Raw genomic sequence first — 15,792 nt, forward strand, 5'->3', positions numbered from 1 at the left:
ATCCAAAGTGCATTTCAAAGTACAAAAACTGCCCTTTTGAATATCGCTTTTTACCATTTATCAACTACGCCATCTCCGGCTCGCCGTACTCTTCTCCGAAAGTCTCGACTGTCACTTTTTTCATTACCTGAGGCTCCAGTGGCTTGTCACTGTAGTCTGTAGCTGTGTCTGCAATTTTATTCACAACATCCATTCCCTCTGTAATCTTTCCGAATGCAGCGTATGCTCCATCCAGATGCGGGGATTTCTTATGCATGATAAAGAACTGGCTTCCCGCAGAATCCGGATGCATTGCACGTGCCATAGACAGAACACCTTCATCATGTGCCAGATTGTTCGTCACGCCATTCTGAAGGAACTCTCCTTTGATTGTATATCCCGGGCCACCCATACCTGTTCCGTCCGGACATCCTCCCTGGATCATAAATCCGCTGATCACACGGTGGAATGTCAGTCCGTCATAAAATCCTTTCTTTACAAGCGATACAAAATTTTTCACTGTGTTCGGTGCGATCTCCGGATATAACTCCGCTTTCATGATATCGCCGTTTTCCATTTCAAATGTAACAACTGGATTTGCCATATGTTTTCTCCTCTTTTCTATCAAACTGCGGCTTTGAAGAAGCCGTATATGAAGTTATTGTAGCGGATTTGCACGATTTCGTCAACGCATTGTGTTTTTCTGGAGTTTTCTGAAAACTTGCTGAAAATCTCTTGATTTTTTCCTGTTATCGCAGTATTTTTAAATCGTAAGTAGTAAGTAATAAGTAAATATAAATTTTCTTATCCACGAGGAGGGTTTTCCTATGACGAACTTATCATTACAGGACCGTTTTTCACTCATTTCATTAAACGCTTTAAACAGCACACGTAATTCTACTGCAAAAAAAGCAGCAATTCGCTGTATCTCTGCTGCCGGTGTACTGGATCGATTTCTACAGGAAACAGAAGAGCTCACCGAAGACTCTGACGAATACCGCTCCAGATTGGATGCTTTATCTGTTTCTTTGAAGGAAGCAGCTCATTTATCTTCTTCTGCTGCAAAAGAGCTGGAACACACAGTATATACCCGTTTAAATAATCTGGGACTGATGACAGAAGCATCCTCCCTGGTCAGCTGTGATCTGGAGTTTTCTTCTGCCGGAAACAAGATTCTGGAATACCGCACGGATTCCGATGAATATTCACGGCAGACAGAGAGTCTTCGTGCAGAACTGATGGAAGAAGGCAACGTATTCGATGAAACCGTATGTATGCTCTGGCTTTTACGTGAAAGCAGCTGCTTTTATGATCTGTTTTCCAGGGAGGAACAAAAATACCTCACTTCCAGAATTAACGAGTTATACCTGAACTCCCTTCTGGCAAAAACACTGCTTTCCGTTTCCATCCACAATGCGCTTGACAGTGCGGCACTTGGGCTCTTTTCGAAAAAGAAAGCGATTTTTTCCACCCAGCTCGGTACCGGGGTTCTATTTCAGGTTCCGTTTATGGAACGTTCCAGTGCCGTTTTCATTGAGTCTGAAGAATTATATTGTAATGCCGAAAAGCGTCTGGAAAGCGTCATTGCCAGATTGGAAGAAAACGGAAATGAAGTCCATGTGATCCGCGCAGGCACGGTACCTCTTCTTCAGATTGACAATCTTTATTATGAATGTATCCCGACACAGCACAAATATTACCGGGTTCCTGTTTTCGGTGTTCAGCTTAGAAGATATATTATGTAAAAGGAGTGTTCTTATGTCCAGACAACGTTCTATGGAGAAAATTCTGGCCTCGGAATATGTTTCGATCGGCGAGCTGGTGCGCATCACCGGCTGCCGCTACAGTACTTTAAAATTTTATACAGAAGAAGGAATGCTGCCATTTGAACAGGCAGAAGAAAATCTGACACGCCGCTTCCCCAGAGAGGCGGCGGTCGCAAGAATCGAACAGATTCGTTCTCTTCGGCAGGACGGACTTTCCATTCCTGCGATCAAAAAGCTTCTATAGTCACTTTGTACACCATTATCTGTTTTTTTTAGTTACTCGTAACATTGTCTGTTTTGGCCTCCAAAGGTATACTTAATTACAGAAAACAACGAAACACTGATTTTAAGGAGGCTATTTAAAATGGCAAGTTTATCATTAAAAGGAATTCAGAAAATTTATCCGAACGGATTTCACGCAGTAAAAGATTTCAATCTGGACATTGAAGACAAAGAGTTCATCATCTTTGTAGGACCTTCCGGATGTGGTAAATCTACAACACTTCGTATGATCGCAGGTCTGGAAGATATTTCCGGCGGTACACTGGAGATTGACGGAAAAGTTATGAACGATGTGGAACCAAAAGACAGAGATATCGCGATGGTATTCCAGAACTACGCTCTGTATCCACATATGACAGTATACGATAACATGGCATTCGGACTGAAGCTTCGTAAAGTTCCGAAAGATGAGATTGATAGAAAAGTAAAAGAAGCAGCAAGAATCCTTGACCTGGAAAAACTGCTTGACCGTAAACCAAAAGCTCTTTCCGGTGGACAGAGACAGCGTGTTGCTATGGGACGTGCGATCGTTCGTAATCCAAAAGTATTCCTTATGGACGAACCTCTTTCCAACCTGGATGCAAAACTGAGAGTTCAGATGCGTATCGAGATTTCCAAACTGCATGAAAATCTGGGCGCTACAATCATCTACGTAACACATGACCAGACAGAGGCTATGACTCTTGGTACAAGAATCGTTGTTATGAAAGACGGAGTTGTTCAGCAGGTAGATACACCTCAGAACCTGTACAACACACCTTGCAACCTGTTCGTAGCAGGATTCATCGGATCTCCTCAGATGAACTTCATGGATGCTGTTGTTGACATCAAAGGAAATGATGTAACATTAACTGTCGGAAAACATACACTGAAAGTTCCTGCATCTAAAAAACAGGCACTGATCGACGGTGGATACAACGGAAGAACTGTTGTTCTTGGTATTCGTCCGGAAGATGTACATGATTCACAGGCATTCATCAGCAATTCACCTGACAGCGTGATCGAATCTACAATCAAAGTTTATGAGCTGCTTGGAGCAGAAGTATATCTGTACTTTGACTTAGAAGGTACACAGATGACAGCCCGCGTAAATCCTCGTACAACATTAAGAAACGGAGATCACGCAGTATTTGCTCTGGATATGGAAAAGATCCACATCTTCGACAAAGAAACAGAGTTGACGATTACAAACTAATGTTTTAAAATAGTTATAACTAAAAATGACAGGGGGCTGTACGATTGTGCAGCTCCTTCTCTGTCTACCGGGAGAAACACTATGAATCATACAGCAGAATTAGAGAAAGCATTGACAGACCTCAGACATATTACCGGAATTTCTATGGAGATTCACGCAGAAACAGAAGAAGAAGTGACAAAAGCGCTGGAGCAGTTAAAGCTCCTTTCCTCCGCATACAAAGAAAAGTATAACAAGATTCATTTTCTTCAGAGCCTGATGACAGACAGCATCCCTACATATAATGTATATGACCGGGCTGCCCGTCTTCACATTGCTCCGGAAGAGCCGCGTATCCTTTATCTTCTGGAGACTTCTCACAGCCTGGACGAAGATATTTCCGAGATTTTAAAGAATCTCTTTCCATCCCAGTCAGGAGCATTTCGAATTCCGCTGACAGAAGCTTCCTGTGCCATTCTCTGTCCTGTCAGATCTCTGGCAGATTCTTCACAGGAAACTGTACATCTTACTGCCCGCATGATCGTGGATACCGTAAACGCGGAAGCTCTGGCACGTGTCCGTGTTTCGTACAGCAAGACTCTGCATAATCTGCTGGATCTCTCCACTGCTTTTCGTGAGACAAGTCTTGCACTGAAAGTCGGTAAGCTGTTCTATTCCGAACAGACGGTATTTCCATATAACCGACTTGGAATCGGACGTCTGATCTACCGTCTTCCAACTTCGTTGTGTGAGAATTTTCTTCATGAAATTTTCGGAGAGGAGATTCCACAGGCACTGGATGAAGAAACCACTGCAACCGTTAATAAGTTTCTACAGAATAACTTAAATATCGCAGAGACCTCCCGGCAGCTGCATATGCACCGCAATACTTTAATCTATCGTCTGGAGCAGATTGAAAAGCGGACCGGTCTGGATCTTCGCCAGTTTGAAGATGCCATGACATTTAAGATCGCCTCTATGGTAATGAATTATTTATATACTGAAAGGAATATACCACATGAATGACGCACTTTATGAACAATTAGTTACTCGTAAATCCCGACCTATGGACCTCGTGATCCGTATTTTGTGCATTGCCGCTCTCGTAGTCGTGCTTTGCGGAGGTATGCTTTTTATCGGTTCTCTGGCAGTTCTCGTTACGATTCTTCTCGGAGTTCTGATTTACTACTTTGTATTTCCGAAACTCGATGTAGAATATGAGTATACACTTTTGAACCACGATCTGGAAATTGACGCTATTTACAGTAAATCAAAACGCAAAAAACTCATGACTCTGGATATCCAGCAGGCTGAGATCATTGCGCCAAAAAATTCTCACCGTCTTGATTCTGTACACGCAGACAAGACAAAAGATTTTTCCGCAGGTACAGGCGAAGGTACTTATGCCATTGTAATCCCGGCTGAACAGACGATGAGCTGTATCCTGATCGATCCGGATGAAAAGATGCTGGATCATATGCAGCAATGGATGGGCATGAAGATGTTCCGTGACTAAGAAAAATTGCTGTAAAATGACTGAAAAAGTCTTTTACAGCAATTTTTTTATTGATATTGCTTTGCCAGTATCTGCAAAGCTTTTTGCGTTTCTGAGATTGTCTCGCGCACTTCTATTTCAGAATCTAATAATTTATATAACCATTTACACACTACTTCATCAATTTCCCACTGTGGAATCACCTTATTGTTCAACAGCTTTGGCGGAATAACTGGTTTCGTATATTGATAAATAGAGTAATATAACGGCAGCCATGGATACAAATCTGATAATTCATCATTTACATAAGTATTTGTCAGAACTGTCTATAGTGGTTCAGTTGTCAAGACAAAAATCTAAGCTTTTTATAATGAACTGATATATGTAACTGGGTAGGGGAGAAAATCCCCCCTTAGGCTGCATGATCATCCAGTAACAGAATCGGATAATAGCAGGATGCCGGTGTTTGATTATTGAGTGCAGAATGACAACGTTCAAAGTTGTAAGTGTGCACATATTTACCGATTGCCTTCCGTGCTTCTCTGATATTGTTATATTGGGTCAGATATGCTTCCTCGTACTTGAAGCTTCGGAACCATCGTTCAATCATGATATTGTCAGCCCACCGGCTTTTACCATCCATGCTTTGACGGATCTGGTTCTCTTTGAGGAAATTCATGTACTCATTGCTTGTAAACTGACAGCCCTGATCTGAATTCAGGATAACAGGTTTTGCCACTATAAACGCCTTTTTTAACGCAGTTATGACCATTCTGGTATCCAGAGTATCATCGACTTCCCAGCCAACGATACAGCGGCTGTACCAGTCAATCACAGCGGTCAGATACAGAAATCCACGCTTAATGGGGATGTATGTAATGTCGATTGACCATGCCTGATTTGGACGGTCGATAACGGCGTTACGTAGCAGATACGGGCAGACTTTAGCCTGTCGCATACGTTTAGAAAGGTTCATTTTTGGATAAATTGGATCAATCCCCATTTCATTCATATAACGGCGCGTTTTCCGGCGACCAACCTGATGCCCACGCTTCTTCAGTTGAGCAGACAGTTGTCGTGCTCCCCAGGCCGGATTATCCGTGTGTAATCGATCTATGATCGATTTGCAATCCAACTCCTCCTGAGATATGGGCATGCCCTTGTAATAAACACTGGTACGATTGATATCAAGAAGTGTAGCTCCTGTTTTAACTGGAAGTTCTTTAGTCTTCAAAAGGTTTTGGACTAAATTTACTCTCGTAGTCAGGTCCAAGTGTTTCTTCAGATTTTTTTTTCAACCAATCCACCTGCATGGTGAGCTGGCCAACTTTTTTCGCATATTCAGCTTTTTCCTTGCGTTCTAAAGCGAGTTTTTCTTTCAGATTATCCTCTCGTGTGTCATTAAAAACCACGGATGCTTTATCGAGGAACTCCTTCTTCCAGTTGCGGAGAAGATTCGGCTGAATATTGTTTTCGGTTGCGATTGTATTTAAGTCTTTTTCTCCTTTGAGCAGTTCAATCACTAATTCTGATTTGAATTTGGCAGAGAAATTTCTTCTTGTTCGAGACATAATAATAATCCTTCTTTCTGTAGTGTTTACAGTATATCAGATTCATTAAGAAATGTCTCTTGAAGTGTCTTAAATTACGATACCATTATAGTCAGCCCTCCCAGCAACGTAGTATAATTCGCTGTTTGTTCTTCGCACGTCCATTTTAAAAACTGAAATGCTTCTTCTTTGTTTGAAGAATGCTGATTGATCCCAAGGCTCCACCCTCCCAATAAAGGGGTTCGCCCGGGAATTAAATGATACCCGATAGAACCTATCATACTATTTTTTCTCAAATCCGGAATATTTCTCAAGAATGACGGATAGGAAATTAACATTGCTATTTTTCCGTCTATAAAATCCTGCGCTGCGCTCATATCTGTTGCAATTCTATAGTCTGGTTTTGCAAATTTTATTGCTCGCAGGAAATTAATATATGCACGCAGTGTCTGGTCTGATTCAAACACTACATTTCCTTTCTGATCAAAAATGTGTCCGCCAAATGCTTTCAATCTCATGTAAACTTCTGGTGTTAAGCATTCGTTATAAGCCGTTGGAATTGAAGTTCCATATTCGATAATATTTGTTTTATCGGAAAAAAATTCAGAAATTGTATTAAATTCTTTCAATGTAACCGGTGGTCGCAGTGAAATATTGTTTTGCTTTTCGTACTCTTTTTTGACCGCAACATCTTCAAACAAATCTTTTCGATAAAAAAGTACCTGTGGTGCATACATAAACGGAATTCCAAAATATCGACCATTGAACATACTATAATACTTCAGAGCTCCCGGGAAAAAGAGTTCTAAATCCATCTCTTTCATTTTGTCAGAAATGTCTTCCAAAATTCCTTCTGCGGCCAGGAAGGAAAGCCAGGGCATATCATACATAAACACATCATAAGACTTTTCCTGATTTTCTGAATACGTCGTTAAGATCGTATTGTACAGTTCATTATGAGGCATTGTAATAATTTCCATTTTTATTCCTGTTCTTTTCTCAAAATTAAGAATCAATCCGGAAATAGATTCGACTTGTGGGGTATCCAACATTAAAACCCGTAATTTTTTCTGTTCTGATTCCGGTTTTTTCTTTACCGACAGATACCTCTTCTCATGCTCCCAGTCTGAACTGCATCCCGCCAATATAATTTTCTCCGATTCTTTTGTCAATGGTGATTCCAGTTGTTCTAATAATAATTTCGAAGCTGTCTTTCCCAAATTCATAGCCGGACGCACCAGAGAATTGGTTGCAAAAGAATGCGTATGGAGATTCCAGTGCTGTTCTCCCAACGTAAATATCGGAATATCGACCGTTGTATATCCGATCAAACGAATCCCTTCAATAATCCCCAATGCCAGCGATTCTGATGTTGTAACAATTGCATCCGGTTTCTTCCTCTTTAACAACTGTAATGTCTTGCGGAAAGCATCTTCTTTCCCCATGTTGGTTTGAATAAAATAGTCAGAAACGTTCTGTTTTCCATTGTTTTCAAATGCATCCCGCATTCCTTTCATGCATTCCAGTTCACAGTAAAATTTCTCTGGCCCTGACAGCAAAAATATGTTTTCCATCTTTCTTTTCAGCAATTCATCCACCATATTTCGAATCAGGACTCGATTATTACAAGACACAAAATTGGTTTCCAATCCATATATTTTTCTGTCGATCAACACCAAAGGAATTTTTTTCGAGGTAAAATTATCGTAATAAAATTTCCAATTTTCCGGCTGACATGAAACTAAAATCAACCCGCATATTTGTTTCCGTTTCAAATTTTGAGCAATGGTAACTTCCAGTTCGGGAATATTATTGGAAAACACCAAATTAATAAAATAGTTCGTATTTTGAAAATACGTCTTAATTCCTTGAAAAAGCTGCACATAATAAGAATCATTTAAACTCGGTAAGATCACACCAATATCCATATATTGTGCAGTCTTCAAAATCTTTGCATTCAGATTGAGAGAATAGCCCAATTCATCCACTGCATTTTGAATTCTTGCCCCAAGTTCTTTGCTTACAGGTTTTGTCCGATTTAAATAATTAGAAACTGTAGCAATCGAAACATCTGCCTTTTTTGCGACATCTTTTATTGTTACCATGAAATAACTTCCCTTTCATTTTTTTTAGAATATCACAAATCTTTCCATCTTGTAAATATAGTTAAACGTTTTAATAAAATGCTTTTTAGTTTCACCCTCTTTTGTTGACTCTGCTGAGCAAAACTCTTACAATGAGGGCATAATCAAGAGTGCACTTTTTATTCCAAATCAAAAGGAGGTACATTCCATGAAAAAAAAGGTAATTACAGCAATATTACTTAGTTGTGTATCCATCTCATGTCTATTTGGATGTGGTGAACAAAATACGCAGGCAGATAATACAACTGATAAAGACAAAGGCAAATATCATTTTGAGATTATCGTGCAAAGCTATCAATCTTCTTATTGGCAGGCTGCTGCGCTTGGAATTCAGGAAGCTGCCGCTGATCTCAATGTAGATGTAAATTGTACGGGACCTAACACTGAGTCAGACATTGCCGATCAGGTAAATATGATCAACAGCGCGATCAACAGCTCACCTGATGGGATTGGAATCGCTGCCTGCGATCAAAATTCTGTCTTAGATTCTTTGCAGAAAGCTTACAATAAAAAAATCCCTGTTGTGTGTTTTGACTCTGGTGTACCAGATGCCCCGGAAGGATCTGTCTACTCCACAATAGCAAGTGACAACTATAAGGCAGGGGAATTAGCTGCTGAAAATTTGTACGATGCTTTAAAAGATACCTTAGCTGCTGCTTCTTCACCGGTTAGAATTGGGGAAATCAACCAGGAAGCAACTTCTGAATCCATTATTTCCAGAGGAATGGGATTTATCGATAAATTTAGCGAACTGGCGAAAAATGACGGGAAAAAAGTAGCCGTAACAGGACATGAATATTATACCGACCACTGTAAGGATCCTGGAAATATCTCAGATGCGGACATCGTAATTGAAGTTGCTGTCCCTGCACAGACAACCGTAGAATTATGTGCAACAGAAGCTTCAAAAATTTTAAATAAAGAAGACACAGTTGCTATTTATGGCTCTAATCAGGTCGCCGCAGAAGGAATTTTAACAGCCAATGTCAATTTAAATGTTTTAGGATCCGATCCAACTCAAAATGTCCTGGCGGTTGGATTTGACGCTGGAGCAACGATCAAAACTGCTGTGCGTGACGGAATTATGCTAGGTGCTGTAACACAGGCTCCTATGGAAATGGGCCGGGTTACCGTGGAAACATTAACAAAAATCGCAGACAATGAAACTGTCTCCGACATTGCAACCCCTTGCTATTGGTACCATGCTCAAAATATGGACGAGGATAAAATCGCCCCGAACTTATACGACTAACTATGAGGTGAACTTTATGAATTATGGAAGTAAAATCTGGATATTTCCAGATGCGGAATGTCCGCCTGAAGGCGTAAACAGTATACCAGGACATGAATCTATTATAATAACGAATACATGTGACTGTGATGCACATATTACGCTTACCTTGTTTTTCACAGACAAAGATCCTGTTCAACTGTCTGAGGTCACAGTAAATGCCAGACGTGTACGATGCCTTCGGACAAATAGTGAACAGGACTTTGGGAACTATACTGTGCCTATCAGCGAACAATATGCCATTATGCTGGAAAGTGATTGTCCTGTCATCGCACAATACGGCAGAGCTGATCCGAGAACTGTAGCTTTTTATACAACACCCGGGTACAACACAAATTAGCCTGACATCAACCATATCAAATGATAGAAAAGGAGAAAACAATGAGTACAAACAAAAGAATTTTTATACCTGATCATGAATACCAGGAAAGAATCCAAAATGCTGCAAAGCTGATTGAAAAAGAACATCTTGATGTTCTGATTGTCAATTCGAATGAAGCTGATTACGCAAATGCAAGATATTTTTCTGGCTTCTGGCCACTTTTTGAACGTGCCGGGGTTGCCATCTCTGCATCCGGAGATGCTGCCCTTATGGTAGGGCCTGAAAGCCGCTATTTTGCCGCTGACCGTTCTAAGATTGAAAAGATTTTTATTTTAAAGGAATATAGAGAGAGTGCAGACCCAGCCTATCCGGAATTAACTCCAGATACCTTCCAGGATGTATTTCATGCAATTGGAGTGACACAAAAAAATATCCGGATTGGCGTAGCCAGCTATTTGGATACATCCGTTGTGATTATGGATGGAATCAGAGCTGCTTTTCCAGATGCTGAAATCGTACGCGCAGATCATATCATGACTGCTTTGCGATCTGTAAAATCAAAAAATGAGATCAATTGTTTAAGAGAAGGATATCGCATTGCTGAATTGGCAATGCAGCAGGTTATTCAGGAAATACAACCAGGAATGACCGAATTGCAAATGGTCGGAGTCGCTCAGCGCGTAATTTATGAAAATGGTGCAGAATATGAAGGACTCCCTATGTACGTTTTCTCCGAGTCCTCTACCAGACATGCTATTTCACGGTCTTCGTACCGGGAATTCCAGAAGAATGATATCGTACAATTAAATTTATCCGCAAGGATTGATGGGTACTCTGCCGCTGTCGGTTATCCAATCGTATTGGGAAAATTGGAAGGAAGATGCAGAGAAGTGGTTCTTTTCGGATTAGAGGCTCATCGGTGGACTCAAAAACAAATTAAAGCTGGAATCCCGGCATCTCAGATCGCCAAAAACTTTTATAACTATTATGTAGACAATGGATTTAAAGATAATTTTGTTTATGGACCTTTACATGGCACGGGAATGATCGAAGTAGAAGCTCCTTGGGTAGAGACTGATTCCAACTACAATTTACTGGAAAACATGACATTCCAAATCGATACCTTCATTTCAACAGATACCTTTGGTGTTCGCTGGGAAAAAGGCATTGCCGTAACAGAAAACGGCTGTGATGTTCTGTCCCAGGAAATCGGAACTTTATATGAATTAGATTTCTAATTTACATTTTACATCATTTTCCTAAGATATAGAGAGGGCAGTTTCCGCCTGCCCTCTCGATTCATTTCCAGTGTTGTTCTGGCGTCTTTATCGAAAGTCAGGAAGGTATCGGAACACGTGTGTTTATTCGTTTCCCGCAAATTATAGATTAAATTTTCGTTTTTAAGCCCCCTGACAGCAACCAAAATGCTGTCAGGGAATTTTATTATGAATTTTTAATGATGCCTCCTTTTCGGCTTCCTCTATGATTTCCAGTACTTTTCTACCTCCTTTGCTGCATCTGACAGAGAAAACTGAAATCTTTCCTGAATTTTTACACATACAATTTCTTTCTCCATTCCCATTTCCTGAAGCAACTCTACTACGGCCTGTATGCCTTCTTGCCGGCCCTCCTGTCGCCCCTCTTGCAGACCCTCTTGTCGGCCTATTTTTAGGCCTTCTTTTCGTCCCTCTCTAAGCCCAGTCTCTTTGTAAACAGTAGAAAAATACTGGTGATCTCGAATCGCACGCTCTCTTGCTTCATATTCCAGACGCTTTTCTTCATCTGCGCTGATCCGGTTCAAATCCTCATACGCCTTCTTAATATATTCGCTTTTTTCCGCTGCCATTTCAAATTCCTCCTTGGTCTCTGCATTGATAAACTGAAGCCATTTCAGCAGCTCTGTCTCCGGATACTCATGTTTTGCCAGCTTGGGAAGTTCCAGCGTATGGATTTCATACTTATCACTATACATCTTTCTTCCCTGATCCGACCAGAAATGAAAGCGGGAATAGTATTCTTGATCATCAAACAATGTAAAATTTAAAATCCCGACATGAATACATTTTTCTAATTTTTGATAGTCTTCTCCCGGTTTTAGCTGATCCACAAACATCTTTCCCAGATAAAACAAGGTACGTTCTGCCCAGTATTCACTGGATGTCACCTGGATTTCAATATCGATCTGCTCCTTATTATTTAGCAATACCCGTACATCCAGAATCCCCAGTTTATCAGCTTTGTCTTTCTGACGCAGGTGGGACGGCAAAATCCTGCTCTCAACGATTTCTTCCAGATTGATCCCAAGTACTGCTGCCAGAAATGCATTGCGCACCTCTTCATCTTGCATCAGTTCTTTAAAACAGAAATCTACCTTTGGCTTCATTAAAAATTGTGTTGTTTTTTCTTTCTTCATACACACTCCTCCTTTGTTCTGATGGAAACCAGAATATTTCGGCGAGTATGTATCTATATCGTTGATTTTATTATATCTTTTGACGCGATGTTTCACAATCGCAAATACAGACAAACTCCCTCTATTCTTTTATCCATCTCTTTACTCTTTATCTGGGAATAACTTTTGAATGGCAATTCTTTGCCATATTTGAAAATTGAAAGGGACTCCTTTCAAGATTGGTTTTATTATACTTGCTATAAATGAGCAAGTTCGTGATTTTGCATAAAAGAAAGACACCTCGATTCCATGTGTTGTATAATGAAAGTGCCAAAACAAACATTTGCAACATTTACGAAAGAAGGTGTCTCTCGCAAATACTATACATCATTCCTCATTCATATACAACCAGTTTAAAAAATTAAACTTATGCAAATTTTATTCGAACCGAGTAATAAACCATCTTATGAGTATCCTAATCAGTATTTTCATTTTAGGATATCATGGAAAAACTACGGACTTTGCTAAAAACAGTTCCTGCCACAGAACGACGATTGCCCATTTTCTCAATTCCGGAAAATGGGATGATTCATTACTTTCAGATACGTTAAAATGCTCTGTCATTGAGATTATTTATTCAGAAGCAGCACGCACCGGAAAGCCTGTTTTCTGCATTGTGGACGATACGATTGCTTCAAAGACAAAGCCTTCGTCACGGGCTTTACATCCGATTGAAGATGCGTATTTTCACCAATCCCATTTAAAGGGAAAACAGGACTACGGGCATCAGGCAGTTGCTGTTATGCTTTCCTGCAATGGCATTGTTCTGAACTATGCTTTTGTAATCTACAATAAGTCAATTTCCAAGATTGACATTGTACAAAGCATTGCAAAGGAGCTGCCTGTTCCACCGGTAATGTCCTATTTTCTTTGCGACTGCTGGTATGTTTCTGAAAAGATAATCAATACCTTTGCACAGAGAGGGTTCCATACCATCGGTGCTTTGAAAACAAACCGTTTGCTGTATCCATCGGGAATGAAAAAGAAACTTCGTGAACTGGCCGCCGAATTGTCTGTTACACATCGTGAATTTGACCTTGTGACAGTCAAAAAACGAAACTATTATGTGTACCGGTACGAGGGAAACCTCAACGGCATAGAAAATGCGGTAGTTCTTTTGAGTTATCCGGAAAAAGCATTTGGTAATCCCAAAGCATTGCGTGCTTTCATCAGTACAAACGCAGCCCTATCTACACAGGAGATTCTTTCCTGGTATGTGTGTCGATGGCCGATTGAAGTATTTTTCCGCCAGTGTAAGGATAAACTGGCACTGGACAGCTATCAGATACGCTCTGCACAGGGAATCAAAAGGTACTGGCTGCTTATGTCACTGGCACATTTCATGTGTGCAGTGGGTACTGGTAGGTTCTGTTCATTTGAAACTGGATATCACGAAATCTGTGATACCATTCAGCTGGAAAAGTATCGTTATCTTTTTCAATGCGCAAAGGAAAGCAATGATTTTGATTCATTTATGAAATTCGCAGTGTAGTTTTGTGCAATTTTTCAAATTTGCTCATTTATAGATACTTGAATTTTGATCAGGATACAATTAAATTTCCATAAATATCCTGTAAAAAGTTACTGTAAACAATAACTCTGCAAGCCACAGTAACAGAGCAGTTCCACATGGAACTGCCCTACACCACCGGAAACCAGAGTCTGATTTCCATTCCTTTTCCGTAGACTGACACTGCTTCTACTTCTATCTTTAATTCCTGTCCGATCTGCCGTACCAGATACAATCCCATCCCTGTCGATTTTTTCTGGCTGTTCTCTCCTGTAAATCCTTTTTCAAAAAGATAGCGGAGTTCATATGGTTTTACGCCACACCCATTGTCGCAGACAGAAAGGCTGACTCTGTTGTTCTCATTTCCGGAACTGATTTTCAGCTTCGGACACTTTTCGGCTTCATATCCTGTGTATTTGATGGAATTCGCGATCAGCTGACTGAGCATAAAACACAGACTTTTCCGGTCTGACAGTACGGTTTTCTCTTTCAGATCCAACTGCACCAGGATCTGCTTTTCTTCCAGATACAGACGGTATTCATCCAGCACCTCCCGGCAGCATTCTTCCAGACTTATCTCTTCAAACAAATACTCTTTATTCACTGCTTTAACCCTGGCATAATATAACATCTGCTCTACATAGGACTGCATCTGCAGTCTGACATGCTCCATTTTTTTGTATACTGTCGGTGACATCTCCTCACTTCTGTTCTCAAGCAAAAGTGTAAAAAGAGATAATGGAATTTTCACTTCATGTGCCCATAATTCTACATACCGTTCATATTCTTCTTCCTGTATCCTCCCTGCATCAGCCTGCCTGTATGCTTTTCGAAGATATACCCCGATCTCCCGCAGGATTTCCTGTTCTTCATTTCCTGCTCCCCCGATCGCAAGTCTCTCATTTTCTTCACTCGGATCCGCCAGAAATGTAAGAAACCGCTCTTTCTTTTTCTGCTCTTTCCTTACGTTCCAGATTACTGCATACAAGAAAATAATTACAAAACAACTGGTTTCCAGTCCTGCCAGAACTTTGAACTGCTCTATCCCCGACAGCCACAGAAAGAATAGCGATACCAGTTCTGTACACATAAGGATCACAAACCATATTTTTTCTTCTTTGATCTCGCTCCAGATTCGTCTGATATATTCCATATTACTGCTCTCTCTTCCACCGATATCCTCTGCCACGGATTGTTTCTATCCGATTCTCCAGACCAAGCGCTTTTAATGTCTTTTTCAGCCTTGTCACATTGACTTGAAGCGCATTTTCATCAATGTATTCGGTTGTTCCCCACAATACCTTTGAAATGCATTCTTTTTTCACCTCTGTTCCTGCATATTCCAAAAGAATTTTTAAGATCTTCCCCTGATTTTCCGGAATATGACAGGCATCTTTCCCCTGACAGACCGTATAGGTTCTGGTATCAAAAAGAAAATCGTCTCCATCCAGTAAATGTGCATTCCCCATTGCCCGTTTCAGCAGATTTTCTGTCCTTGCCAGCAGACGGTCTTTATGACACGGCTTCGTCAGATATTCGTCAGCTCCCAGCTCCAGTGCTTTCAACTCATCCTGCATTTTATCCCTGGAGGTCAGCACAAGAATAGGAAGGCTGCCTTTCTTTCGTATTTCTTTACAAAGTGCAAATCCACTGATTCCCGGAAGTCCCAGATCCAGCACTAACAAATCCGGATGCTCTGCCTCACAGACAGCACCGGTTTCTGGAAAATCCGTTACACAGCATACCTCATAGCCTGCCTTATGATAAATATTTTCCAGTTCTTCCCGAAGGAATTCATCGTCTTCTACGATCATGATTTTTTGCATG

The 15,792-nt window shown here is 40.7% G+C and carries 16 protein-coding genes; 9 read left to right on the forward strand and 7 right to left on the reverse strand.

What is annotated here, in order from left to right; translation table 11 throughout:
• Positions 1–64 precede the first annotated feature (64 nt).
• Positions 65–583 (reverse strand): peptidylprolyl isomerase, encoded by a 519-nt coding sequence (locus FXV78_RS05320; RefSeq protein WP_004844021.1) that lies wholly within the window; start codon positions 581–583, stop codon positions 65–67.
• 223 nt (positions 584–806) lie between these two features.
• On the opposite strand from FXV78_RS05320, the gene FXV78_RS05325 reads away from it, so the two are divergent.
• From FXV78_RS05325 to FXV78_RS05345, 5 genes are all read left to right on the forward strand, one after another.
• Positions 807–1,724 (forward strand): hypothetical protein, encoded by a 918-nt coding sequence (locus FXV78_RS05325; protein ID WP_004844020.1) that lies wholly within the window; start codon positions 807–809, stop codon positions 1,722–1,724.
• A 13-nt stretch (positions 1,725–1,737) separates the two neighbouring features.
• Complete coding sequence (locus FXV78_RS05330) at positions 1,738–1,989, forward strand: helix-turn-helix domain-containing protein (protein WP_009244164.1); 252 nt, start codon at positions 1,738–1,740, stop codon at positions 1,987–1,989.
• Positions 1,990–2,109: 120 nt separating this feature from the next.
• Positions 2,110–3,222: an ABC transporter ATP-binding protein gene (locus tag FXV78_RS05335; RefSeq protein ID WP_004844018.1), complete on the forward strand. Its 1,113-nt coding sequence runs from the start codon at positions 2,110–2,112 to the stop codon at positions 3,220–3,222.
• 81 nt (positions 3,223–3,303) lie between these two features.
• A complete protein-coding gene (locus FXV78_RS05340; RefSeq protein WP_004844017.1) occupies positions 3,304–4,227 on the forward strand; it encodes a PucR family transcriptional regulator in 924 nt (307 codons plus the stop codon).
• Positions 4,220–4,717 carry a DUF6106 family protein gene (locus FXV78_RS05345; protein WP_004844016.1) on the forward strand — a complete coding sequence of 166 codons (498 nt, stop codon included), beginning with the start codon at positions 4,220–4,222 and terminating at the stop codon, positions 4,715–4,717. Before FXV78_RS05340 ends, FXV78_RS05345 begins: the two co-directional genes overlap by 8 nt.
• Before the next feature lie 391 nt (positions 4,718–5,108).
• On the opposite strand, the gene FXV78_RS05350 is transcribed toward FXV78_RS05345, so the two are convergent.
• From FXV78_RS05350 to FXV78_RS05355, 3 genes are all read right to left on the reverse strand, one after another.
• The gene (locus tag FXV78_RS05350; RefSeq protein ID WP_004841748.1) at positions 5,109–5,930 is read right to left on the reverse strand and encodes an IS3 family transposase; all 822 of its coding nucleotides are present in this window, start codon (positions 5,928–5,930) and stop codon (positions 5,109–5,111) included.
• Entirely contained in the window at positions 5,920–6,267 is a 348-nt protein-coding gene (locus tag FXV78_RS18170; protein ID WP_004615306.1) for a transposase, read from the reverse strand. The genes FXV78_RS05350 and FXV78_RS18170 overlap by 11 nt, the downstream gene beginning before the upstream one ends.
• A gap of 74 nt (positions 6,268–6,341) precedes the next feature.
• Positions 6,342–8,351, reverse strand: coding sequence for an extracellular solute-binding protein (locus tag FXV78_RS05355; RefSeq protein WP_004844014.1), 2,010 nt, complete (start codon positions 8,349–8,351; stop codon positions 6,342–6,344).
• Positions 8,352–8,538: 187 nt separating this feature from the next.
• Between FXV78_RS05355 and FXV78_RS05360 the strand changes: the two genes are divergently transcribed.
• Genes FXV78_RS05360 through FXV78_RS05370 form a run of 3 tightly spaced genes read left to right on the forward strand, consistent with a single transcriptional unit; the run spans position 8,539 to position 11,241 of the window.
• Positions 8,539–9,642: a substrate-binding domain-containing protein gene (locus FXV78_RS05360; protein ID WP_004844013.1), complete on the forward strand. Its 1,104-nt coding sequence runs from the start codon at positions 8,539–8,541 to the stop codon at positions 9,640–9,642.
• A gap of 16 nt (positions 9,643–9,658) precedes the next feature.
• Positions 9,659–10,021: a sensory rhodopsin transducer gene (locus FXV78_RS05365; RefSeq protein ID WP_004844012.1), complete on the forward strand. Its 363-nt coding sequence runs from the start codon at positions 9,659–9,661 to the stop codon at positions 10,019–10,021.
• A 41-nt stretch (positions 10,022–10,062) separates the two neighbouring features.
• Positions 10,063–11,241: a M24 family metallopeptidase gene (locus FXV78_RS05370; RefSeq protein WP_039959973.1), complete on the forward strand. Its 1,179-nt coding sequence runs from the start codon at positions 10,063–10,065 to the stop codon at positions 11,239–11,241.
• 242 nt (positions 11,242–11,483) lie between these two features.
• Here the strand turns inward: FXV78_RS05370 and FXV78_RS05375 are convergent, their stop codons facing one another.
• A complete protein-coding gene (locus FXV78_RS05375) occupies positions 11,484–12,416 on the reverse strand; it encodes an Rpn family recombination-promoting nuclease/putative transposase (protein ID WP_004844010.1) in 933 nt (310 codons plus the stop codon).
• Positions 12,417–12,861: 445 nt separating this feature from the next.
• On the opposite strand from FXV78_RS05375, the gene FXV78_RS05380 reads away from it, so the two are divergent.
• The gene (locus FXV78_RS05380; RefSeq protein WP_148844604.1) at positions 12,862–13,947 is read left to right on the forward strand and encodes an IS701 family transposase; all 1,086 of its coding nucleotides are present in this window, start codon (positions 12,862–12,864) and stop codon (positions 13,945–13,947) included.
• 148 nt (positions 13,948–14,095) lie between these two features.
• Here the strand turns inward: FXV78_RS05380 and FXV78_RS05385 are convergent, their stop codons facing one another.
• Positions 14,096–15,118: a sensor histidine kinase gene (locus FXV78_RS05385; protein WP_004844009.1), complete on the reverse strand. Its 1,023-nt coding sequence runs from the start codon at positions 15,116–15,118 to the stop codon at positions 14,096–14,098.
• Position 15,119: 1 nt separating this feature from the next.
• Positions 15,120–15,791 (reverse strand): response regulator transcription factor, encoded by a 672-nt coding sequence (locus tag FXV78_RS05390; protein ID WP_004844008.1) that lies wholly within the window; start codon positions 15,789–15,791, stop codon positions 15,120–15,122.
• Between the last annotated feature and the right edge of the window lies 1 nt (position 15,792).

Source organism: Mediterraneibacter gnavus ATCC 29149, assembly GCF_008121495.1.
GTDB classification, from domain to species: domain Bacteria; phylum Bacillota; class Clostridia; order Lachnospirales; family Lachnospiraceae; genus Mediterraneibacter; species Mediterraneibacter gnavus.